Source organism: Paenibacillus cisolokensis (assembly GCF_018403665.1).
GTDB classification, from domain to species: domain Bacteria; phylum Bacillota; class Bacilli; order Paenibacillales; family Paenibacillaceae; genus Paenibacillus_AH; species Paenibacillus_AH cisolokensis.
The window spans coordinates 1-21,558 of record NZ_BOVJ01000164.1 but is presented as its reverse complement, the minus strand read 5'-3'; the positions used below and the strand labels follow the sequence as shown (position 1 = coordinate 21,558).

Below are 21,558 nucleotides of genomic sequence, written 5' to 3'. Positions count from 1 at the left end.
TGCTTCTATGCGCTTGGTGCCCACATCGATGTGCAGGCCGGGAATGAAACTGGCCAAAATAATTTTTTCACAGGACGGTCTTGTCCTTCTGGGTGAAAATGTCGAATTAACGGAGCGAATCATTGCGCGTTTGACGGAGCTGGGGATCCAATTCGTCTATATCGCGGACGCCCGCACGGCGGATGTCGTGCTGCCCGAATTGATCAGCGAAGATACGATGCGGGTAGCGCTGACGGAGATCCGCACGAACTTCCGTGAAATAATGGAACGGCCGAACCGGCGAAGCGCGAAGCCCCGTATTTTTATCGACAAGCCGTTTCGGCAAATGATGAATATGGTCATCGACGATCTGTTAAGCCGGCGGGATGCGATGGTCATGCTGATGAATATGAGCACGGTCGACCATTACTTGTATCAGCATTCGTTAAACGTATGCGTCTATACGACGCTTCTCGGCATCGCCCACGGCTACTCGCGCGACGAGCTGATGACGCTCGGTCTCGGAGCGCTGCTGCACGATATCGGCAAAACCCGAATCGACCCCGGCGTGCTGAAAAAAAACGGATCGCTCACCTCCGAGGAATACGAAGAGATCAAGCGGCATGCCGAGCTCGGTTATTTGATCCTGAAGGACGAGCCCAATATTCCGCTGCTGGCGGCACACTGCGCCTATCAGCATCACGAGCGTCTGGACGGCAGCGGTTATCCGCGGGGGCTGAAGGGCGACGAGATTCAGGAATTCGCCAAATGGGTCGGTCTGGTCGACTCCTACGATGCGATGACGACCAACCGCATTTACCGTTCGCCGATGCTGCCCCACCATGCGATGGAGCAGTTGTACGCGGGCAGCGGCTCGCTCTATGAGCAAAGGATGCTCCAGCTGTTTCGCGATAAAGTGGCCATCTATCCGATCGGTCTTAGCGTCAAGCTGCATACGGGCGAATCCGGCGTCGTCGTCGGCATCCATTCCTCCTGCCCGCATCGCCCCGTCGTGCGGGTGCTGTATAACGAAGCCGGCGAAGCGCTGAAAATTCCGTACGAGAAAGATTTGTCCCGGCAATTGTCGGTCATGATCGTCGGCGTCGACGATCGGGCGCAATCGGACGCCTTGGCCGCTACGGCCGATTGAGCGAAAATGACGCAGCTTATTTTGGTTCGATACGGAATAAGCTGCTTTTCGTCTCTATGGCGCGACTGTGCGAGAAACGCATATTTGCTTCATCCATCTCGTAACATTACAATAGTGAAAACAGGTTTTTTCAGAAAGGTAGACAGGTGCGACAAAGTTGATGAATAAAGTGAAAGACAGTCGTCAAACGCACGGCTTGCCCCGGTTGTCGCCGGCATACGATCCGTGGGACCCGATTAGGTCGTTGCATGCTTACGGCAGACATCGGCTGACAAGCGTGGAAATGACCGTGTCCAATTTATGCAATATGCGCTGCGAGCACTGTGCGGTCGGCGATACGCTCGTGTTGGCCGAGCCTTCCAAAATCCCGCTCTCGCTTATGCTGCGCAGGCTGGACGAGGTCGAGCATCTGGAGACAATCAGCATTACGGGCGGCGAGCCTTCCTTCTCGGAACGGACCGTCCGCGAATATATTGTGCCGTTGCTGAAATATGCCCGCGACCGCGGCGTCCGGTCGCAAATCAACTCCAACGTGACGCTTGACTACAGCCGCTACGATATGATGGCGCCTTATCTGGACGTTATGCATATCTCCTTCAATTACACGACGGCGGACGATTTCCATCAGGTCGGCTTCGCGCGCTCCGGTCATCCGGTGTCCCGGGAGACGGCGGTGCGGCTGTACGAACGTATGATCGAGAATGCGCGGCGCCTGGCGGAAGCGGGCGTGTTTGTCTCCGCGGAATCGATGATCAACTATCGGACGCATGAGAAAATCGCCGATATCCATCGGCTCATCGTCGAGATGGGATGCAAGAGGCACGAGGTGCATCCGATGTACCCGAGCTCCTTCGCGCAAAACTTGCCGATGCTGTCGCGGGCTGAGATGCGCGCGGCGATCGAACGGCTTCTGGATGCCCGCGACCGCTCCGTCTGGATGCTGTTCGGCACGCTTCCGTTCTACGCTTGCAGCGAAGAAGAAGCGGACCGGAAGCTGCTGTCCCGGCTTGCTCAAGAGCCGAACGTTACGGTGCGCAACGATCCCGACGGACGCAACCGTCTGAATGTCAATCTGTTTACGGGCGAGTTGTTCGTCACCGATTTTGCGGACATTCCTGCGTTCGGCAACATTGCGGACGAGAAGCTCGAAGAGGCGTTCGAGCGCTGGCTCCATCACCCTCTTGCCCTCAGCGTGAATTGCCACTGCAAGGCCGCGTCATGCTGCGGGCCGAACCTGCTGGTGAAAAACATGTATTACCGGGACGTCGATTTTACCCGCCGCCGCGCCCGCCTGTAGCGGACGGGGAGCGGTTATACGGGAAGACAAGCGATCATTGCAATCGGACGGATCCGGCGGAATGCCCGGCGCCGGCGAACGGAAAGCCGGGCCGGGACCTTCCGCCCATAAAAGAGGGGGACTGGCAGGATGCCCTTAAAGACCGCTTTAACCCTTGCAGCCGGGTTAGTGTTCTTATATTTGCTTTTTACGGTGGGCGCGCCTTTTTTGCTGGCGCTGGTCGTGGCGATTTTTCTCGAACCGCTCAATCAGATGTTTATGAACCGGCTGAAGATGAAACGGCTGACGGCTTCCGTCGTGTCGAGCAGCATTTTCACCTTGCTGCTGCTCGGGCTGATCGCCATCGTCGGCGTCAAGCTGGTGGCCGAGCTGGTCGCGTTCTGGGAGAAGGTGCCGGCATTTTCGAAAATCTCAACAAGTATATGGACCAGGTTACGGAGAATGCCAAATCGCTCTATGCGGGCTTGCCTCCCGATACGATCGAGCAGGTGGAAAACTGGCTGTCCACACTTTCGCAATCGGCCGTATCCCTGGTCAAGAGCTTGTCCAATTCGATTATCGCATTTGCGTCCGGCATCCCCGGCATGTTTATTTTCTTCATCGTGTTCCTCGTCGCCGTGTATATGTTCAGCTTCAGTCTGCCGACGATGAAAAGCTCTTTTTTGTCGCTTTTTGAAGAAACGTCCCGAGGGCAGGTGGACGAAGTGCTGACCAATCTGCGAAAGTCGATATTCGGCTTTCTTCGCTCACAGCTCATCCTGAGCGCGATGACCTACGCGATTACGTTCGCCGGGCTGATCGCGTTGAACTTGAAATATCCGCTGGCCATCGCCCTTCTCGTCGTTATCGTCGACATCCTGCCCATCCTCGGGACCGGCTCGGTGCTTGTGCCGTGGGCGACCTATATGATATTGACCGGCGACTTGGTTACGGGGATCGGTCTTATCGTCCTGTTTCTCGTCATTACGGTGTTCCGGCGGATTGTCGAGCCGAAGGTGCTCGGCGATTCGGTCGGCATCGGCTCCCTGTCGGCGTTGATCAGCCTGTACGTCGGCTTCAAGCTGGTCGGCGTGATCGGCGTTTTTCTCGGTCCGCTCGTCGTCATTATTTATATGGCAGCCCGCCGCGCCGGGTTGTTCCGCATCCAGATCAAACTGTAAGGCCGCCCGCTATCGCTCGTAAGCCCGCGTTCACCCGCTGTCCGAGCGAATTGCGCGGCTCCGGCGCCTGCATCCATGTTTATGATCGAAACCTCTTTCGCTGTCGTTCTCGCGAGCGGCTGCGAATGAGGTTTTTTTAATGCATCTAACTTTTTTCTCATTGCCCGGGAAATGGACAGACATGGGGACTATGGGCGGCTGCATATAGTGTGGGTAGTGACAACATGAGTCCAAAGGAGGGACCGACTTTGAACGTGAATGAGAGCGCGCTGCTGTCTCCGTCGTTTCAGCCGAACCAGAACGCTCCGCACCCTTCCGTAGCCCCCGCCGCCGCAAGCCAATATCGGGAATATATGCCGTTTATCGGACCTTTCGATCCATGTCCGCCGATCCGCGTCAAAACCTATGTCGTACCGCCGAACCAGTTTATTCCGTTTCAACCGATGAATCTGCCGCAGTTTCCGCTTCACGAGGCGCTTAGACGCGGCACGCTGTGGCCGGCGCTGTACAGTCCTTACGAGGCGCAAACCTATGACAAGGGGAGGTAAAGGGAATGAAGCCGACCGTGAGCGATCAATATTATCGTCAGCTGGAAGAACTCCAGCAGGTTGATTTTGCATTGGTCGAACTGAACCTCTATCTGGACACTCACCCGAACGATATGCAGGCGCTGCAGCAGTTCAACCAGCTTGTCCAGCAGCGCCAGCAGCTCGCTTACCAGTTCGAAACGCAGTTCGGGCCGCTTCTCGGATTCGGCCACAGCTTCAGCCGTTTTCCTTGGCAGTGGAAGGAAACGCCCTGGCCGTGGCAGGTATAGGGCGCTAGCGCGGAATTGCGCGGGATAGAAGAACGTACCGACAAATGTCGAGAGGGAGGGAATGCCGGCATGTGGGTTTATGAGAAAAAACTGCAGTATCCGGTACGCGTCAGCAAATGCGACCCGATGATGGCGAAATTTTTGATGGAGCAGTACGGGGGAGCTGACGGGGAGCTGGCTGCGGCGCTTCGTTATTTGAATCAGAGGTATACGATTCCGGATAAAGTCGTCGGGCTGTTGAATGACATCGGAACCGAAGAATTCGCCCATCTGGAAATGATTGCCACAATGGTTTACAAATTGACGAAAGACGCGTCCGTTGAGCAGTTGGAGGCTGCCGGCCTCGGCGCCCATTACGCGAACCACGACCGGGCGCTTTTCTACAGCAACGCTGCCGGCGTACCGTGGACGGCTACTTACATTCAAGCGAAAGGCGACCCGCTGGCCGACTTGTACGAGGACATCGCCGCCGAGGAAAAAGCGCGGGCCACCTATCAGTGGCTTATCGATATGACCGATGACGTCGACCTGCAGGACAGCCTCAAGTTTTTGCGCGAGCGCGAAATTGTTCACGCTATGCGTTTCAAAGAAGCGGTGGAGATCATCAAAGCCGACCAGGAGACGAAAAAAGTGTTTTGATTTGCCTGCGGGCAGCCGGACAGGAACGGCTTGCAGCCGACTCTCCCTTTCTGTATGATTAGGGCAAACAGAAAGGAGAGAAAACCGCGTTGCAACAAGTATTGCACCCGCCCGAGGCACTTATTTTCGATATGGACGGCACCTTGCTGGAAACGGCCACCCTTCTCGAGCGCGTACATGACCGCCTGTTTCGGCAGCTGCGGGAGGAAGGCTTGTATTTGCAGGAGACGCCGCCGGTAGAACGGCTGCTCGGCAGCCTGGGCATGCTTCTTGACGACATTTGGCGAATCGTGATGCCGGACGGTTCGGATGCGGCGCGGAAGCGGGCCGACGAGCTCCTTCTTCGCTACGAATTGGAATATCTTGAAGCCGGCGAAGGCCGGCTGTATCCTCATGTCGCCGAAACGTTGCGGCAGCTTAAGGAGAGCGGCTTCAAGCTGTTCGTCGCCAGCAACGGTCTGGAGGACTATGTGAAAGGGGTTGCCTATCATAAAGGAATCGCGCCGTTATTCGACGGTCTGTACAGCGCGGGCGAGTACGGAACGGCAAGCAAGGTCGACCTTGTCGCCCGCTTGCTTGCCGACCATGGCATAGCGTCGGCCTGGATGATCGGCGACCGCTCTTCCGATGTGGAAGCAGGCCATAAGAACGGACTGCCGGTCATCGGATGCGCTTACGCCGGATACGGCCGGAAGGATGAGTTGAAAGATGCGGACCGGTTAATTGAAGACTTCCGCGAATTGCTGGAGCTTGCCCTTCCCCGGCGGGCACAGGCGTAAGTCCGGCGCGGTCCGGCCTTGTCCCGTACATCCGCAGCGCGTAAACCCGGTACGTTTAACGTTCCGGGTTTACGTTCGCATCCGCTTCGGTCGAATCATTGCCGTCGTCGACAAGGAAGGCGGACTTGTTCGACTGTTGCCGGCGTTTGCGTTTGCGATTGCGATTCTCCTGATAAACCCACAGCGCATATTCGAGCGGCCGTATAATAGCTTTCCGGTACGTCTCCTTTTCTCCGGCTTTGGCGAACACTTCGCGGGCTGGCTTCGGATTCACTTCCAGCAGCCAGATCCGTCCTTGCCGGTCGATGGCCAGATCCAGAGCAAGCTCGCACAACTCATTATAAGATTTCTCCAAGTAAGCCGCGATCTCCTCGCCAAGCTCCTTCGCCTGCTGCTGGACGCTGTCCGCCAAAGCTTCGTCGCCAATCCATTTCAGGAGCAACGTTCGCATCGGCACAGCCTTTCCGCCGCCATGCAAATTCGACGTAATGCTGCCTCTGCTGCCGACCCGCCCCGCACAGCCGGTCATCTCCCATTCGCCCGCGCCGTTTTTCTGAACCAGCATCCGATAATCGTGAACGCGTCCGTTTGGCAGCTTCAAATGAATGCCTTGCTGAACGAGATACTTTTGTTCTTTCAAATTCCAGGTCGACAGCCTGGCGTGCAATACGGTATAGCTGATTCGCTGCGGCCTGATGATGCGCCTGTTGCGGTCGCGCCCCTGGATGAGCAGCGTGCCGTCCGACTTGCGCTCGATCCGCAGGATACCCCGTCCTCCCGTACCGTTAATCGGCTTGAGATAAAGAAGCGGATATTTCTTCAGCATTTCGTTCACGTCACGCATGCTTTCATAAAACCGGGTGGCCGGCAGATGGGGACGAAACCGCTCGTCTTTCTGCAGCGTCCGGTACACCGTCCACTTGTTGCGCAGCGGTCGGTTCAGAAAAGTGAGATGACCGTAAACGCTGCGGAACCGCTTCAGCTGCTCGAAACGGCGGCTGCGTTGTATCCGGCACCGGTCAAAAATCATATGCGGGAACTTCGTCCACTTGCGCGACCAGGTTTTCGTTTCCGTATTGTAAAACAGCGCATGGATGCGGTGCTGCCGATAGTCCACATCCTGCGGTGTAAATACGAACATTTCGAGACCTAGCTTCAGGCCGGCGGCAATCATTTTTGGTAGACCGACTTTTCCTCCAGCAATCCGTTGTCGTTCAGATATAGTGTCAGAATGCCCAGTACGGGCTTAGCCATCATGATTCCTCCTAAGACTTTGCGGAGCAAAGTCCGCTTCGTAAGCAACGGCTATGACTTTGCGGGTATCGAATCGGGCGTCTCGAAGCGAAGCGTCGGCTTGCCGGTCGGCCCTGGTGAGAGGCCGACGGCAATCATGCCGGCATTGAAGCAGGCCGCCATACTGGCGGCATTGTCCGATGCAACCCGGCAGGACAACCGTCCGAAATAGCTGCGCAAACGAAGCAGCAGCTGGCTGGCGATGCCGAGTCCTCGGGAATCGGGATGTGTCACGACGATGCAGGTTTTCTCGCCCGCGCCTTCCGCGAAGGCGAAACCCGTCAGCTTGCCGTCCTGGAGCGCGACGATGATCGCGGAGGATGGCGTCTCCTCCGCTGGAACCGGCACCAGAGCCGAGGGCTCGAGCTGACGAAGCCGCTTCAGCGCGGCGGCTGTCAGCCGGCGGTCGCCGTACCGAACCGCGAAGGCGACGATCCGGCTTTGGTAAATCGGCCATTCTTCCGGCGTCATCAGCTTGATTCGCATGTTCATGCTCCCCCCGCTTTCGCCGTTTTTTTGTTGTACAAATACTGGCTGTAATGAAAAATCTGCTCGAGCGATTTGCGCCGGATATGCGTTTCGTCGAACTTCATCGGTTTCGCATTGGCCTCGAAAAACCAAATCTTCCCGTTACGGTCGACGCCCAGGTCGAGAGACATTTCCCCGAGCGCTTGGCCCGATCCCCGCTCGATTTGTCTGGCGATCGCAAGCACGGCATTTTTGACCTTGGTCTGGATAATATGCGCTTGCTCCTGGCCGAAGTAACTGTTCAGCAGCTTGAAGGGGTCCTCAATGCTGCCGCCTCTTGGCACATGCGTCGTAATGCTGAAGGAACCGGCGACGCGGGCACCGATGCCGGTCAGTTCCCATTGGCCGCGCTGATTTTTTGCACGAGCGCCCGCAGGTCGAATTTTCGGTCGTTAAATTGGGCAAGCCGTATTCCTTGCTGCACAATGTACGGCGCATTGCCGCATTGCTTCACGATGCGGTTCCATAGTTTCGGAAGAGAGGCGCAATTGTAAGTAATGCTTTTCTTGTCCTCCTGTATTTTCAAACGAAACGGAAGCTGCTTCTCGGGCAGCAATTTAACCGTCATAATGCCTTTCCCGGCTTTTCCGCTTACCGGCTTGAGATATAAATAGGAATGTTTGCGCATCAGCCGGTGCAGTCCTGCGCTCGTCAGCAGGCGCCGCGTCGTCGGAATGAACGGCTTCGTCGAACTGGAAGAGCGGAGCCATTCGAATAGCTGCCATTTGTTGAAAAAGGTCGGATTGAACAGCTTCAGCCGCGGGTTTCGAAGGCAGGCCGCTAATTTTTGCGGACGAGCGGCTGCATTTCATCCTCGCGCTGCGGAATCCGGTTATAGATAATGTCCGGGAACGGAAACTGCTGACGAGACCAGGTGTCGGATTTCTCGTGGTAGGTATATCCCTTCAATTTACTTCGTTTCAGCTTCAGATCCTTGACGGTAAGCACATAGACGATGAAGCCCATCTCCCGGCCGGTTCGGATCAGATCGGCAAAATTGGCTCGGTTGCCCCGGAACATCAAAACGTCGTCATCGATCGTCAAAATGGCCAGTACCGGACGACCGGCGTTCAACTCATGAACGGACGTGTCTTCCGCATGTTCAGGCTTCATCGTTTGACCCTCCCTGGAAGCGGCTTAAATAGAGGCAATGCTCCAATATAAGCTCTAGTGAAGCCCGGCCCTGGGACTTCAGCGCCGGATGCTTGAAGATCGAGCGGCCCGGCTTGGCGTTCGCTTCGAACATCCAGACTTCGCCGTCCTTGTCGATGCCGATGTCCAGACCGAGTTCACCAAGCCGATGCGGATAATTCCGCTCGATCGCTTCGGACAGGCGGACGGCTACCCTCTTGGCCTTCTCCAGCACTTCGGCCGCCCTGTTGCCAAAAGCGCGGTTCAGGGCCTGCTCCGGCGTCAGCAGCGAACCGCCGTTCTTGATATGGGTCGTGACGCTGCCGCGACCGGCTTTCTTCGCGCCGATACCGGCGGGCACCCATTCGTTTCGGCCGTTCTTATGCATATGAAACCGGAAATCGATCGGGCAGTTGTCGATTTCGATCAACCGGATACCCTGCTGCGCGACGTAGCTTCCGAGCCGGCCGCCGTGACGGCTCTGCAGCATGCGAATCAGGTTTTGGAACTTGGAGAAGCGTAGCAGCACATTGCTGTTGCCGCTTCGATAACGGGCGAAATAGCCGCGCTTCGGATGATAGGTCAATCGGTAGATGCCGATGCCAAGGCTTCCGCCGGTCGGTTTCAAATAGACAAAATGGTGCTTCTCCAGCATCTCTTTAATTTTTCAGCGCTTGGGCCGGATACCGACTCCGGGAGATGCTTCAGCGCCTCGACATCCTGATCGAGCATCTTGTAAACATCGGACTTGTTTAAAAAGCTCCAGTTGAAAAACGGGATTTTTCGCCGGACGAAATGTTCTCTGAGCGACGCGATGGACAGACTCGTCTCCGCTCTTCGGCTCGGCAGCCGGTTGTAAACAACATCCGGGAGCGGCACCGTCTTGCGGTACCACCCCCCTGCGCGTTCAGGAAATGGCCGTTCACCGTTTCCTTCTGCCAATTAATGTCGCGGGGCGTAAACGCGAAGAAATACGCTTTTTCTCGCCGAGCCGGATCAGTTGACGGATAAATCCCGTCCGCGAACCGAAAGGAGCGCTCGAGGATTTCAGATCGGAATCGGTCAAAATACCGATCAGCGGTCCGAGCTGCACTTCATTTCCCGTGCTTAGCAAATAGACGTTGCCCGTCTTCGGAATGCGGATCGACTGCCGTACGCCGGCCGACAAATACATGTGGTGTCCCTGCCTTTTGATCGTTTTGACGGCGGCAGCGATGACTCCTTGACCGAGCTTGAACCGAACCGTATTTTTGCCTGCCAGCTTGAGCGCTTTGGACAGGGGAGGAGTCAAATAGACGACGCGGTCGGCTTGCCTGGAGAAGTGAACGTTGCATAATGTCAAACTCATGAATGGACCTCCTGAACCTTTCTCCGATAATACCGGGTTGAAAAGCTTCTCGTCATGGTCGGCGGTCGATCAAGATACGTTCGTTTCGAAAGGAGAGTATCGGCGCCCGAGCAGTCGGGCGTACAGCAGCGGCTGTATGACCGAATCTTTCGCCGCTTGCAAATCGCCCAGCATTCGAAACGATTGCCGTCCCGGCTTGGAGTTGGCCTCCAAAAGCCATGGTCGCCCGTTCCGATCGATACCGTAATCGAAACCGATTTCCGCGAATCTTCCGTAGTTTTGTTCAAGCGTCTCGGCGGCCGTATGGCTCCATCGGACAATGTTGCCGAGCAGGTCGTCGGCTGCGGTCTCGCCATACGTTTCGCGCAGCCAGGCGCGCGCCGGGCGCGGTGTTCCGCCGCCATGCAGGTTGGACGTCACTGACCCCGGAAAGCCGAGCCGAATCGCCGATCCGGTCTCCGTCCAACGGCCGTTTCCGTTTTTCTGCATCAATACTCGCAGGTCGAACGGTCTGCCGCTCGAGTCCGCAAGCTGTAAATACGGCTGAATCAGGTAGTGGGCCGTCCCGATGAAGCGCTTCGTCCATTCGATGCAACCTATCGCATCCGCGAACGATAACGTGAACGGCCGGTTAAGGCGCGACCGTCCGGTCAGGCGCAGGCGGCCGCCGACCGTGCGGATGCGTATAATTCCGCGCCCCTGCATCCCTGCCGCAGGCTTCAGGATAAGGTCGTCTCCGTAAGCGCGGGCGGCCGCGCGCAAGGAGGCCGCGCCGTCGTACCGCATCGTCGGCGGGAGCAACGGCGCCAGCTCCGGATACCGGCGAAGGGTGCGGTAGACTTCCCACTTCCCGGGCAGCTCGCTGCTCAGCAGCACAAAGGGCTTGTGCTCCGCCAGAGTTTTCAGCAGCGTTCGGCAGCGGCTGCGTTCGCCTGCCTGACAACCGAAGCAGCGGTCGTATACAATGTCGGGAAGCAGCGGCCCGCATTCCTGCCATTCGCCTTCGGCCAGGCGGTAACTGTGCCATTCGCCGGCTGCGCGGTCCGGACAGATCACGACGACATCCAGATCGAGTCCGGATCCATATACGGCCAGCTCCCGGCAGAAGCCGTCTTCCGGCATTCGCAATTTGCGCTGGAAAGCCGCACCGGGACGGACCGCTTCGGACCGGCCGGGCAGGATCGGGACATATTCGGTTCCTGACGTTAAAATCGCGATAACGAGTCGCATGGGAAAGTTCCTCCATCAATAGCCGCACAAATATCGCGCGTATTGGATCAATTTGCGGACGGACGGTCTTATTTTGTTGTCGTTAAGCGGCGTATTGTCGTTTTTCGATGGCTTGGAATTGACTTCGAGCAGCCATACCCGGCCGCTTGTATCCAGGGCCAGATCGATGCCAAGCTCGCCGAAATGGGCCGGGATATGCGCGTCGATGCCGGCGGCGATTTCAAGGGCGGCGCGCTGCAGCCGTTCGGCCGCCTCCTGGCGGCTTGTGCCGGGCGCAAGATTCGATCTGGCGATCGCCCCTTTCACGGTCGTAAGCGTACCGCCGCGGGCCAGGTTGGAAACGAAATGATGATTCCCGGCAATCCGGCCGACAATGGACGTAATGGTCCATTTCCCTTTGCTGTTCTTCTGCACGAGCGCGCGAAAATCGACCGGCCGCTTCTGAATATCGATCAGCTGTAGTCCTTGCTGAATCTGGTACTGCACCGTCTTCATCTTGCCGGAGATGGCCGAGAACAGCTTCTGCGCGTTCGCGTACTGCTGTTTTCGCGTTCCGCCGGCGGTCGTGCTCAGAGCCAGCAAGCCGCCGCCTTCAGTCCGCGAAATCCGCATGATGCCTTTGCCGAGACTTCCTCTGATCGGCTTCAGGAAGACAACCGGATAGCGGGAGCACATCGCTTTGAGCGTCGAATAACTTCCGAGCAGGTGCGATTCCGGCAAATAGCGGGTTAAGGAAAGGTCTTGCTTAAGCGAATCGAACACTTCGGTTTTATCAAGAAACTTTTCGTTGAAAAATGGGTCTGATGCCGCGCCTTTGTTTCCTTCATAAATCGTTGCACGCTGGAGCGGTTTTCCAGCTTGCGGGTGGTCAGTCTGTTGTTGATGACATCGGCTACGGGCATCGTCTGACGAAACCACTTTCCTGCCGGGCAAACCCATCCTTCGATATAATTGGCGCTTTCTCCGATCTGATCCGGGGTAAAGAAGTATGCCATAGCCCCCTGAAGCCGGCATGCCTCGACCAGTTCTTTACAAAACTGTGTAATCGCCCCGAAGGGCCTGTCGGGCATGCCGGGATAGTCGCGGCTGATCAATACCCCGATGAGCGGGCCGAGCGAAAGCGTTGAAGAGACCGGGCGATACAGGATACGAAGCGAGGCGCCGGCCGGAATGCCCATCCGACGGGCCAGCTGCTGACTGATTCTCATGCCGTCGTAACGGGCGACGGGAACGACTTTGACCGGCTGCCGGAATGCGCCGAATTTCAATACGACGGGCTGGCCCCCTGGAATTTTCCACTGCTTCATGTACATTTCGCCAAGCATGACCGTATCGTCCGGCAGCAGGCCGGGGTTAATCACCTGTATGGCGACTTTCGACTTCTGCATCGTAAAACTCCTTCCGGACGGGAGGATAAGATTTGACGTGCGGGATATTCATCTGGGCGTAAGCGACCTGTTCCGGGAGAACCGGCAGGGCCATAGACACGAACTACTTCATCATATGAGGACATCTACCCCTTGGTGATTGGCCACCTCGCGCAGCATGCGAAAGTTGGCATGTCCCGTTCGAGCGGACGATGCCGGGCCGACGACTTTGCTCCGGCGCCGCTCCGATGTTATGATCGAATTATGGAATTTGACGGCAGGGCAACCGAAAATGAGGCGGTTCGTCAAAGGAGGAGCAAGCGAATGAATGTGTACGACAAGGCCTATGAGTTGGCCAAGGCGCTCAAGGAATGTCCGGAAGCGGCGGAACTCCGCGCCGCCCGGCTGGCCGCGGAACAGGATCGGGAAGCGAAGCTTGTGCTGGACGATTTTCGGGAGCGCCAGAATGCGCTCCAGCAGCAGATGATGTCCGGCGAGGAACCTTCGGAGGAAGAAATGGAAGCGATCGGCAGGTTGTACGAGGATCTTGCCCACAGCCCGCTCATTAACCGGCTGTTCGAAGCGGAGCGGAGATTCGTCGTCGTATACGAGGATGTGAACCGGATTATGTCCGATGTGCTGAAATCGGTGCTGGATTGACATATGGCGGCTTTCGGCGGCATAGAATGATGATGCGGACAAGTTGAAGCCGTATCTTTCGTTCGGAGGAGCTGATGCGAGGATGAAGAGTCGACAATGGCGGCACGCTCTCTATTTGGTCGCCGCCCTGGCGATGCTGGTGTACGCATTGCCGCGTCTCGAACTCGGAGGCGGATGGAGCGCCGAGAGCGTGTTCGGGCTGGCCTGGACGGTATTGGCGCTGCTGGCCGCTGGCGCCAATCTGTGGATGCTGATCGGGCAGAGCGAGGAGAAGCGGCGGGAGCTGGAGCGTATTCGCCGCGCCAAATGGAGAATGTGGCAGCGCGGCATTGAGCGGGCCGGAGCCGTTCGGCGCGGCCGAACGGAAAGCTAGTGAGTCGGCGAAGCACATGATTCCGGCCTGAAAAACCGCATATCGCGATGCCCGGGCTTGATTGGCGCCGTCAAGCGCTTTTGCAAGTCCGGGCCTGACGGCGTATGTCCCGAATCGCCCGCCGGACCCGCACGGCCGGTTCCGGCAAACGGTGCGCCGCGCAACGCAATCAGGAGAAAACAGGCTGTCTTAGCGGAACCGTAGCGGTAAAATGCAGGTAGCCTTCCTCGAACGTCACGTTCAGTCTTCCTTTATAGTGCTTCACCCGATCGGCGACGATGGACAGCCCGAGCCCCGCATGATTGCCTTTCTTCGTCGTATATCCCGGAACGAACAAATGCTTTCGCATTTCCTCATTGAAGAAAAAGCAACGGTTGGATACTTCGATGACCAGCTTCGCATCTTCCTTCGACAGCCTCAGCCGCACATGCCGCGCATCGTCCGGAAGCTTCATCACTTCATCGAACGCGTTATCGAGCAAATTGCCGACGATGCGGACGAAATCGATGCTTTTCATCGATTCATAGGCGGATTTCGAATCGGTATACCGGCATTCGAAGCGAATGCCTCGCTCTGCCGCGATCGCCGCTTTCGCCTGAATCAGCGCCGAGATGGCCGGCGACGGCAGATCGCTCGCCACGTCGTCCCATACCCGGATATCTTCCGCCAATTCCATGATATAGGCAAGCAGCGCTTCGAGATGGCCCCTTTTCGCCATTGCGTGTATGACCTGCAGATGGTTGGCAAAGTCATGCCGCTGTCCGCGCACGGTCGTCACCATCCGGATCAGGTCGCCGACATAAGCGCTTTGCGTCGCAAAAATGGCATCTTCGCGCATTTTGGCCGTGAGCCGGAGCGCGAGGAACATGACGACCGCGACGCTGGCCAGGCAGAGATACATGATCGCCATTGCCAGCTGCTGTCGAACCTCGATGAAAGAAAAAATAAACAGTAAGGAAAATAACGCGAGCTGGACCGCAATGGACAGCAGAAATCCGAAAAACATTTTCGGTTTGAATTCCAGAATCATGCGGCGGATCCGGATTGCGGGATAGATTTGTTTTTGTCCAGCCACCAGCTGAGCAGCGCGATCGATGCGTAGGCTGGCCAAGAAAAAATGATTTTCCAATACAACGGACCGGTGCGGATTTGTTCGAACGGCATGAACTGAACGATCACGGAAGCGATGGCCGTTTCGTACAAAAACGTCAGAATGAAGCCGGTGGCCACGATGATCGTCACGATTTTGGGCGAAAACTCGCGGAACACCAAATATAAAAACAAAAAACAGGCGGCCATGGAACCGATCATATGCCACGGCATCGGCAGGCCGTGATATCCGAAATAAAGATACCCCGAATATAAGATGGAAAAGAGCAGCAGCCGTCTCCAGAAACGATCGGCCTGAATTCCCCAGAATACAAAGCTGAACCAGACGTTGGCGATCGTTTGAGGAATGGAAATGCATAGGGTAAACAAGAGCAATTCGAGCGCGTACTCCATAAACAGGTCTCCTTCAAGCATCGACAGGCCGCGGTTCCGGCAGTCTCCTTTCACATATTAACTTTACTTTGTTTTTGGTAAAATGAAAATAGTTTTTGGAAACGCTGCAGCAAGGAGGGGAAGAAAATGGATACGGAATCGGGGGCCGGGCAGGAAGCCGTCACGAAGCATGAGCAAATATTGGCGTACATTCAAAGTTTGCCGATCGGCTCCAAAATATCGGTACGGAAAACGGCGAAGGCGCTCGATGTGTCCGAAGGAACCGCCTACAAGGCGATCAAGGAGGCCGAATCGCTCGGACTGGTCACGACGAAGGAGAGGATCGGCACCGTCCGCGTCGACCGCAAAAAGCGAAGTTCGCTCGAACAACTGACGTTCCGCGAGGTGGCGGACATTGTGGAGGGGCAGCTGTACGGGGGCGAAGCCGGCCTCGACAAGACGCTGCACAAGTTCGTGATCGGCGCGATGGAGCTGGACGCGATGCTGCGCTACATCGACGAGGGAAGCCTGCTGATCGTAGGGAACCGCGAAAGCGCCCACCGCTGCGCGCTGGAAGTGGGGGCGGGCGTGCTCATCACCGGGGGATTCGAACCGAGCCCCGAGGTGAAATCTCTGGCGGACGAGCTCGGGCTGCCGGTGCTGTCTTCCCGCCACGATACGTTTACGGTGGCGTCGATGATCAACAGGGCGATGTACGATCGGCTGATCAAGCGGAAAATCGTGCTGATCGAAGACATTGTGACGCTGAGCCGCCCGGCGTCGGTGATGCGGCCGGACGACACGGTGGCCGAGTTTCACCGGCTGTCGGGCGAAACGGGACTTTACCGGTTTCCGGTCGTCGACGATCGGTACCGGGTCATCGGCATGATGACGGCCAAGGATGCCGCCGGCTTCCCGCCCGATCAGACGGTGGACAAGCTGATGACGCGCAACCCGATAACCGTCTCGCCGAACATTACCGTCACATCCGCCGCCCATACGATGGCGACGGAAGGGATCGATCTGCTGCCGGTTACCGACCGTCACCGCAAGCTGCTCGGCGTCATCAGCCGCCAGGAAGTGCTCGAGGCGATGCGCTACGCCGGCAAGCAGCCGGAATCGGGCGAGACGTTCGACGATCTGATGTGGGGCGGCTTTGTGAAGACGGAAACGGAAGAAGGCGGGCAGTGGACTTACAAGGGCCGGATTACGCCGCAAATGTCGGGATCGCTCGGCACCGTGTCCGAAGGCGTGCTGACGACGCTGATGACGCAGGCGGCGCGGCGGATGATCCGGGAGATGGGGAAACGGGACCACGTGCTGGAAAGCATGACGACCTACTTCGTGCGCCCCGTCCAGATCGACAGCGAGATCGTCATTGCGCCGCGGGCGCTGGAGGTAAGCCGGAAAGCGGCCACGCTCGAGCTGGAAATCAGGGACGAGATCGGCCTGGCCGCCAAATCGATCTTGACGGCGCAGATGATCGATTCGTATTAGGTTGCGGCGGATGACCAAAAAAAGAAGGGGGCCGCGTACGGCTACCCCTTCATCGCCCGGTAGATGCTGTGGTTGCGCATGCCCGCAAACAGATTGAACAGGCCGAGCAGCAAAAACACCGCGCCGACGATAAGGCGCAGCGTGGAGCCGCTGAACATCAGCATCTGCACGAAAGCGAGCAAAATCAGCGTAATGCCCATGCATATATTCGTACGGGCGGCATAGACGCCGCGGCTTTTCAGATCGGCGGAGCGGCGCGATTTGAAGCTGAAGACGACGGACATGACGGACGACGCCGCGATGGCGACGATCAGCGCCCAAAACAAAATGAACATAGGTTGCGGTAACACTCCTTTATTCGGACAACTGGGGCAATCTGCATCTTGTTCCATTGTAACATAATAAATGAAAAGTCCGCACTGCCGCAAACCGCTACGCGGGCGGACGATCGTATACGTCGGCCTTGAACCATACCTGCAGCACATTGTCGACGACGAGCACCGTTTTGATTTCCACCGTAAATTCTTTGCCGTTCACATTGTACACTTTCCGGCTCAGCAGCCGTCTTGCGATATGGGCGTTCGAGTCGATTTCGTAGATGCTTTTGCCGATCAATACGCCCAAATCCTCTTTGATCCTGCTTTTCAGCTTGCCTTTCGTCATCTCGTCCATCGCCTGCTCATCTTTCTCCAGCACTTCTTCCTCCAGCCGGGGGAGCACGCTTTTAATGACGGTGTGCTGGTTTTTGAACAGGTTCAAATAGCGGATGTCCTCTTCGTACTGGTCCAGCTTTTGCTCCAGGTCGCTTTTCATCTCGACGAGGGCGTTGAATTGGGAATGATAGACGGCGCTGAACAGCGCCGCTCCGATGACGATGCCAAGCAGCAAAAGTCCTGCCGCTTGCAGCCCTTTCGTATATCGCTCGAACGGCGGGACGCGCATCGCTTTAGCCTCCCTTGCATATGAGCCGGATCAGCTCGGTGCCGGTATGCGCGCCGAGAAAGGCGCACAGGATGAAGCCGATCTGCTGGGCGACCGGCGACAGATGGCCTTCGAACATATTGGATTCGATCACCCGCATCGGATCGATCGTGCCGCCGACAGCCGCGACAAGCGCCCAAATTTTCAGCCGGGAGGCTTGCTCGAACATGACGACCGTCGGAGGCATGTACACGAAGACCGCCCCGATGCCCGCCAGCATCGAGCCGCCGACAACGACGCCGAAGGCGATAAAAAAATCGAGTATCGCTTTGCTCAAAAAGTAGCTCATCGGATACCACCTCATGCACGGAGCTTGTGCGGAAGCGGCCAGGCGCGCAAAGCCTGTCCGTCCTTTATCTTCATTCTATGGGCGTTGGGCCGCATAATATGATAAAATAAATGAAAGGGAACGAATGTTTGCCTTCCCGTTAACTACGCAACCGGAAAGAAGGACGATGTATGGGTCTCGGGGACGGATTCGTGCATTTGCACGTTCATAGCGAATACAGTCTGCTCGACGGGGCGGCGCGCATCGACGATCTGGCGGCGCATGCCGCCGGCCTCGGCATGAAGGCGCTCGCGCTGACCGACCACGGCGTCATGTACGGCGTCGTGCCGTTTTACCGGGCGTGCGTCCGGCACGGAATCAAGCCGATCATCGGCTGCGAAATGTACGTTACGACAGGTTCGCGGTTCGACAAGGGACCGCGCAAGGATCATCCGATCTACCATTTGATTCTGCTGGCGAAGAACGAAACCGGCTACCGGAATTTGATGAAGCTGTGCACGATCGGGCATCTGGAAGGGTTCCATTACAAGCCGCGCATCGATCCGGAATCGCTGGCGGCCCATGCGGAAGGGCTCATTTGCCTGAGCTCCTGCCTGAAAGGGGAGATCTCCCAGCATCTGCTGAACGGAAACCGGGACATGGCGAAGGAGGCTGCGCTCCGATACCGCGGCGTATTCGGCGACGATTTCTACCTGGAACTGCAGGATCACGGGCTGCTGGACCAGAAGAAGGTCGCCCTGGAGATGATCGAACTGGCGCGCGAGACCGGCATTCCGCTGGTCGCCACGAACGACGTTCATTATTTGCGGGCAGAGGATGCCGCCGTTCAGGACGTTCTGCTGTGCATCGGCACCGGCAAGACGGTCGACGATGCCGACCGGATGCGGATGCACACCGATCAGATGTACATGAAAAGCGCGGAGGAGATGGCCCGGCTGTTCTGCCATGTTCCGGAGGCGATCGCCAACACGGTCCGCATCGCGGACCAATGCGAGCTGGAGCTGAAGCTGGGACGGGCGGCGCTGCCTGCGTTCCGGCCGGTGCCGGAAGGGATGTCGTCGGCGTCGTATTTGGCGGAGCTGTGCCGGAACGGACTGGAAGCGCGGTATGCGGGACGGCCGGAGTGGCAGTCCGACCCTGCGTTCCGCCGGGAGGCGGAGGAGCGGCTTGCGTATGAGCTGTCCGTGATCGACAGCATGGGCTTCAGCGATTATTTTCTGATCGTCTGGGATTTCGTCCGCTTTGCGCACGAACGGGGGATCCGCACCGGTCCCGGCCGGGGCTCGGCCGCCGGCAGCCTGGTCGCCTACGTCCTCCGCATTACCGATGTCGATCCGCTCAAATACAAGCTGCTGTTCGAACGGTTTCTTAACCCGGAGCGGGTGTCGATGCCCGACATCGATATCGATTTCAACGACGAGCGCCGCGACGAGGTGATCGCCTATGTGGCGGCCAAATACGGGGAAGAGCATGTCGCCCAGATCATTACGTTCGGCACGATGGCGGCGCGGGCCGCAGTGCGCGACGTCGGCCGGGCGCTCAATGTGCCGTACGCGGAAGTCGACCGGGCGGCCAAGCTGATTCCGAATCAGCCCGGCATGACGCTGGAGGCGGCGCTCAAGGCCAGTCCGGAGCTGCGGGAAGCGTGCGAGAAGCAGCCGAGGACCGGGGAAATGATCCGGATGGCGCTGAAGGTCGAAGGGATGCCCCGCCATGCGTCCACCCATGCGGCCGGCGTCGTCATCTCCGGAGCGCCGCTGACCGATTACGTGCCGCTGCAGGCGGGCGGCGAGAATACGGTGCTGACCCAATATTCGATGGAGCATCTGGAAGCGATAGGCTTGCTCAAGATGGATTTTCTCGGCCTCCGCACGTTGTCGATCATCGAGCGGACGCTCGGGTGGATTCGGGAGATGTACGGCGAGGAGATCGATTTCCGCGCCGTGGCCGACGACGATCCCAAGACGTACGCGATGCTGTCGCGCGGCGAAACGACGGGCATTTTTCAGCTGGAGTCGGCCGGCATGCGGCGCGTGCTGAAGGAGCTTCGCCCTTCGGCGTTCGAGGACATCGTATCGGTCAACGCCCTGTACCGGCCGGGCCCGATGGAGTTTATTCCGCAGTATATCCGCAGCAAGCACGGACTGGCGGAGGTGGAATACCCGCACCCGGCGCTGAAGCCGATTTTGGCGGACACTTACGGCATTATCGTCTACCAGGAGCAGATTATGCAGATCGCTTCGGTCATGGCCGGCTTTTCGCTGGGCGAAGCGGATTTGCTCCGTCGGGCGGTGTCGAAAAAGAAGCGCGAGGTGCTGGACGAGCAGCGGGCGCATTTTGTCGACGGCAGTCTGAAGCAGGGGTATACGGCGGAGGAAGCGAACCGCGTATACGATATGATCGTGCGTTTCGCGGATTACGGTTTTCCGCGCGCGCATGCGGCGGCCTACAGCGTGCTGGCGTTTCAGACGGCGTGGCTGAAGGCGCATTATCCGGTGCCGTTCATGGCGTCGATGCTCGCCTCGGTGACGGGCAACCAGCGCAAGACGGCGGAATATGTCGACGAGTGCCGCCGCATGGGCATCCGGGTGCTGCCGCCGGATCTGAACGAGAGCGGCGTCACGTTCACCCCGGTGGCGGACGCGATCCGCTTCGGGCTGGCCTCGATCAAGAACGTCGGCACGCAGGCGATCGAGGCGCTGCTTGCCGAACGGAAGAACGGGCCGTTCCGGTCGCTGCTCGATCTGTGCCGGCGGGTCGATCTGCGCGTCGTCAACAAGCGGGTGCTGGAATCGCTCATTCAGGCCGGCGCGGCCGATTCGCTTCCCGGACACCGGGCGCAGCTGCTCGGCGCGCTGGAAGAGACGGTCGAGACGGCGCTGAAATGGCGCAAGGAGCGGGAGGAGCTGCAGATCGACCTGTTCGGCTTCGACGAGACGCCGAACTGGGAGGTGGAAATGCCGGAGGTAAGGCCGTTTACGGCGGCTCAGCAGCTGGAATTCGAGCGCGAGCTGCTGGGCCTGTACTTGTCCGGCCATCCGCTGGACAACCGCGAGGAGGAGCTGGCGCCCCTCGGCCTCGACCGGCTTGTCGAGCTGTCCGAGGCGCCGGACGGCTCATCTGCGGTGACGGCGGCGATGATCGTATCGCTCAAGCCGTTCACGAACCGCAAAGGGCAATCCATGGCGTTCCTCGAGCTGGAGGACCGCATTATGCGGGTGGAGGCCGTCGTGTTCCCGTCGGTCTGGAAGCGGACGGCCGGCAAGCTCGCGAAGGGCGGCCTGGTCGTCGTCCAGGCCGTCGTGCAGCAGCAGGACGACGACTTCAAGCTGCTTGTGGAAGACGTCGTCCCGCTGGACGCCCCGAACCCTGACCTTACGGGACAGGTTCGGCGGCTTCAGCGCCAGGCGCGCGCGCGCAGCATGCGCGCCGGCGCCGGCAAGGCCGCGCCGGGCGATGCGCCGGCAAGGCCGAGCGGCGGCGGTGCCGGGGCGGGGGCCCGGCGCCGCGCCCCGCGCGTACACCCGCTGCGCCGAGAAGGCAGCGGGTGTACATCAA

19 protein-coding genes and 3 pseudogenes are annotated in these 21,558 nt (G+C 58.1%); 11 read left to right on the top strand and 11 right to left on the bottom strand.

Annotated elements, in window-relative coordinates:
- The first annotated feature begins 7 nt into the window (after window positions 1–7).
- The 7 genes from PACILC2_RS20865 to PACILC2_RS20835 all read left to right on the top strand — a co-directional run bounded on the left by PACILC2_RS20865 (window position 8) and on the right by PACILC2_RS20835 (window position 5,821).
- Window positions 8–1,129, top strand: coding sequence for an HD-GYP domain-containing protein (locus tag PACILC2_RS20865; protein WP_213530604.1), 1,122 nt, complete (start codon window positions 8–10; stop codon window positions 1,127–1,129).
- Between the two features lie 160 nt (window positions 1,130–1,289).
- On the top strand, window positions 1,290–2,426 hold the full coding sequence (yfkAB, locus tag PACILC2_RS20860; RefSeq protein ID WP_213530602.1) for a radical SAM/CxCxxxxC motif protein YfkAB: 1,137 nt from the start codon (window positions 1,290–1,292) through the stop codon (window positions 2,424–2,426).
- Window positions 2,427–2,848: 422 nt separating this feature from the next.
- Window positions 2,849–3,586 carry a sporulation integral membrane protein YtvI gene (ytvI, locus tag PACILC2_RS20855; protein WP_244863698.1) on the top strand — a complete coding sequence of 246 codons (738 nt, stop codon included), beginning with the start codon at window positions 2,849–2,851 and terminating at the stop codon, window positions 3,584–3,586.
- A gap of 353 nt (window positions 3,587–3,939) precedes the next feature.
- Window positions 3,940–4,134 (top strand): spore coat associated protein CotJA, encoded by a 195-nt coding sequence (locus PACILC2_RS20850; protein WP_062496615.1) that lies wholly within the window; start codon window positions 3,940–3,942, stop codon window positions 4,132–4,134.
- A gap of 5 nt (window positions 4,135–4,139) precedes the next feature.
- Window positions 4,140–4,403: a spore coat protein CotJB gene (locus PACILC2_RS20845; RefSeq protein WP_062491714.1), complete on the top strand. Its 264-nt coding sequence runs from the start codon at window positions 4,140–4,142 to the stop codon at window positions 4,401–4,403.
- Between the two features lie 69 nt (window positions 4,404–4,472).
- Window positions 4,473–5,042, top strand: a complete 570-nt coding sequence (locus tag PACILC2_RS20840; RefSeq protein WP_062491716.1) for a manganese catalase family protein — start codon at window positions 4,473–4,475, stop codon at window positions 5,040–5,042.
- Between the two features lie 89 nt (window positions 5,043–5,131).
- Window positions 5,132–5,821: an HAD family hydrolase gene (locus PACILC2_RS20835; RefSeq protein ID WP_062491718.1), complete on the top strand. Its 690-nt coding sequence runs from the start codon at window positions 5,132–5,134 to the stop codon at window positions 5,819–5,821.
- A 55-nt stretch (window positions 5,822–5,876) separates the two neighbouring features.
- Here the strand turns inward: PACILC2_RS20835 and PACILC2_RS20830 are convergent, their stop codons facing one another.
- The 6 genes and pseudogenes from PACILC2_RS20830 to PACILC2_RS20805 all read right to left on the bottom strand — a co-directional run bounded on the left by PACILC2_RS20830 (window position 5,877) and on the right by PACILC2_RS20805 (window position 12,739).
- Complete coding sequence (locus PACILC2_RS20830; protein ID WP_307860664.1) at window positions 5,877–6,995, bottom strand: YheC/YheD family endospore coat-associated protein; 1,119 nt, start codon at window positions 6,993–6,995, stop codon at window positions 5,877–5,879.
- A gap of 131 nt (window positions 6,996–7,126) precedes the next feature.
- Window positions 7,127–7,600 (bottom strand): GNAT family N-acetyltransferase, encoded by a 474-nt coding sequence (locus tag PACILC2_RS20825; RefSeq protein ID WP_062491720.1) that lies wholly within the window; start codon window positions 7,598–7,600, stop codon window positions 7,127–7,129.
- 2 nt (window positions 7,601–7,602) lie between these two features.
- Window positions 7,603–8,755 (bottom strand): annotated as a pseudogene (locus PACILC2_RS20820) (YheC/YheD family endospore coat-associated protein).
- Window positions 8,745–10,121: pseudogene (locus PACILC2_RS20815) on the bottom strand (YheC/YheD family endospore coat-associated protein). Before PACILC2_RS20815 ends, PACILC2_RS20820 begins: the two co-directional pseudogenes overlap by 11 nt.
- A 69-nt stretch (window positions 10,122–10,190) precedes the next feature.
- Complete coding sequence (locus PACILC2_RS20810; RefSeq protein ID WP_213530600.1) at window positions 10,191–11,351, bottom strand: YheC/YheD family endospore coat-associated protein; 1,161 nt, start codon at window positions 11,349–11,351, stop codon at window positions 10,191–10,193.
- 15 nt (window positions 11,352–11,366) lie between these two features.
- Window positions 11,367–12,739: pseudogene (locus tag PACILC2_RS20805) on the bottom strand (YheC/YheD family endospore coat-associated protein).
- Window positions 12,740–13,042: 303 nt separating this feature from the next.
- On the opposite strand from PACILC2_RS20805, the gene PACILC2_RS20800 reads away from it, so the two are divergent.
- Together PACILC2_RS20800 and PACILC2_RS20795 are read left to right on the top strand one after the other, a co-directional pair.
- Window positions 13,043–13,378, top strand: a complete 336-nt coding sequence (locus PACILC2_RS20800) for a YlbF family regulator (protein WP_062491730.1) — start codon at window positions 13,043–13,045, stop codon at window positions 13,376–13,378.
- An 82-nt stretch (window positions 13,379–13,460) separates the two neighbouring features.
- Window positions 13,461–13,751 carry a hypothetical protein gene (locus PACILC2_RS20795; protein WP_062491732.1) on the top strand — a complete coding sequence of 97 codons (291 nt, stop codon included), beginning with the start codon at window positions 13,461–13,463 and terminating at the stop codon, window positions 13,749–13,751.
- A 169-nt stretch (window positions 13,752–13,920) separates the two neighbouring features.
- Here PACILC2_RS20795 and PACILC2_RS20790 read toward each other — a convergent pair whose 3' ends face one another.
- Both PACILC2_RS20790 and PACILC2_RS20785 read right to left on the bottom strand, forming a co-directional pair.
- Window positions 13,921–14,781, bottom strand: coding sequence for a sensor histidine kinase (locus PACILC2_RS20790; RefSeq protein ID WP_213530598.1), 861 nt, complete (start codon window positions 14,779–14,781; stop codon window positions 13,921–13,923).
- Window positions 14,778–15,254, bottom strand: coding sequence for a hypothetical protein (locus PACILC2_RS20785; protein WP_213530596.1), 477 nt, complete (start codon window positions 15,252–15,254; stop codon window positions 14,778–14,780). Before PACILC2_RS20785 ends, PACILC2_RS20790 begins: the two co-directional genes overlap by 4 nt.
- A gap of 126 nt (window positions 15,255–15,380) precedes the next feature.
- On the opposite strand from PACILC2_RS20785, the gene PACILC2_RS20780 reads away from it, so the two are divergent.
- Window positions 15,381–16,730, top strand: a complete 1,350-nt coding sequence (locus tag PACILC2_RS20780) for a DRTGG domain-containing protein (protein ID WP_213530594.1) — start codon at window positions 15,381–15,383, stop codon at window positions 16,728–16,730.
- 41 nt (window positions 16,731–16,771) lie between these two features.
- Here PACILC2_RS20780 and PACILC2_RS20775 read toward each other — a convergent pair whose 3' ends face one another.
- The 3 genes from PACILC2_RS20775 to PACILC2_RS20765 all read right to left on the bottom strand — a co-directional run bounded on the left by PACILC2_RS20775 (window position 16,772) and on the right by PACILC2_RS20765 (window position 18,000).
- Window positions 16,772–17,065 (bottom strand): YtpI family protein, encoded by a 294-nt coding sequence (locus tag PACILC2_RS20775; protein WP_062491738.1) that lies wholly within the window; start codon window positions 17,063–17,065, stop codon window positions 16,772–16,774.
- A 97-nt stretch (window positions 17,066–17,162) separates the two neighbouring features.
- Window positions 17,163–17,672: a sporulation membrane protein YtrI gene (locus PACILC2_RS20770; RefSeq protein ID WP_062491740.1), complete on the bottom strand. Its 510-nt coding sequence runs from the start codon at window positions 17,670–17,672 to the stop codon at window positions 17,163–17,165.
- Between the two features lie 4 nt (window positions 17,673–17,676).
- A complete protein-coding gene (locus tag PACILC2_RS20765; protein WP_062491742.1) occupies window positions 17,677–18,000 on the bottom strand; it encodes a YtrH family sporulation protein in 324 nt (107 codons plus the stop codon).
- A 170-nt stretch (window positions 18,001–18,170) separates the two neighbouring features.
- On the opposite strand from PACILC2_RS20765, the gene PACILC2_RS20760 reads away from it, so the two are divergent.
- A partial coding sequence (locus tag PACILC2_RS20760; RefSeq protein WP_213530586.1) for a DNA polymerase III subunit alpha occupies window positions 18,171–21,558 on the top strand: 3,388 nt, incomplete at its 3' end.

Bases quoted from the DNA above. Each gene is read 5' to 3' on its own strand.
- PACILC2_RS20865 (WP_213530604.1), top strand. From the start codon at position 8: ATGCGCTTGGTGCCCACATCGATGTGCAGGCCGGGAATGAAACTGGCC.
- yfkAB (WP_213530602.1), top strand. From the start codon at position 1,290: ATGAATAAAGTGAAAGACAGTCGTCAAACGCACGGCTTGCCCCGGTTG.
- ytvI (WP_244863698.1), top strand. From the start codon at position 2,849: ATGGACCAGGTTACGGAGAATGCCAAATCGCTCTATGCGGGCTTGCCT.
- PACILC2_RS20850 (WP_062496615.1), top strand. From the start codon at position 3,940: ATGCCGTTTATCGGACCTTTCGATCCATGTCCGCCGATCCGCGTCAAA.
- PACILC2_RS20845 (WP_062491714.1), top strand. From the start codon at position 4,140: ATGAAGCCGACCGTGAGCGATCAATATTATCGTCAGCTGGAAGAACTC.
- PACILC2_RS20840 (WP_062491716.1), top strand. From the start codon at position 4,473: ATGTGGGTTTATGAGAAAAAACTGCAGTATCCGGTACGCGTCAGCAAA.
- PACILC2_RS20830 (WP_307860664.1), bottom strand. From the start codon at position 6,995: ATGATTGCCGCCGGCCTGAAGCTAGGTCTCGAAATGTTCGTATTTACA.
- PACILC2_RS20825 (WP_062491720.1), bottom strand. From the start codon at position 7,600: ATGCGAATCAAGCTGATGACGCCGGAAGAATGGCCGATTTACCAAAGC.
- PACILC2_RS20810 (WP_213530600.1), bottom strand. From the start codon at position 11,351: ATGCGACTCGTTATCGCGATTTTAACGTCAGGAACCGAATATGTCCCG.
- PACILC2_RS20800 (WP_062491730.1), top strand. From the start codon at position 13,043: ATGAATGTGTACGACAAGGCCTATGAGTTGGCCAAGGCGCTCAAGGAA.
- PACILC2_RS20795 (WP_062491732.1), top strand. From the start codon at position 13,461: ATGAAGAGTCGACAATGGCGGCACGCTCTCTATTTGGTCGCCGCCCTG.
- PACILC2_RS20790 (WP_213530598.1), bottom strand. From the start codon at position 14,781: ATGATTCTGGAATTCAAACCGAAAATGTTTTTCGGATTTCTGCTGTCC.
- PACILC2_RS20785 (WP_213530596.1), bottom strand. From the start codon at position 15,254: ATGGAGTACGCGCTCGAATTGCTCTTGTTTACCCTATGCATTTCCATT.
- PACILC2_RS20780 (WP_213530594.1), top strand. From the start codon at position 15,381: ATGGATACGGAATCGGGGGCCGGGCAGGAAGCCGTCACGAAGCATGAG.
- PACILC2_RS20775 (WP_062491738.1), bottom strand. From the start codon at position 17,065: ATGTTCATTTTGTTTTGGGCGCTGATCGTCGCCATCGCGGCGTCGTCC.
- PACILC2_RS20770 (WP_062491740.1), bottom strand. From the start codon at position 17,672: ATGCGCGTCCCGCCGTTCGAGCGATATACGAAAGGGCTGCAAGCGGCA.
- PACILC2_RS20765 (WP_062491742.1), bottom strand. From the start codon at position 18,000: ATGAGCTACTTTTTGAGCAAAGCGATACTCGATTTTTTTATCGCCTTC.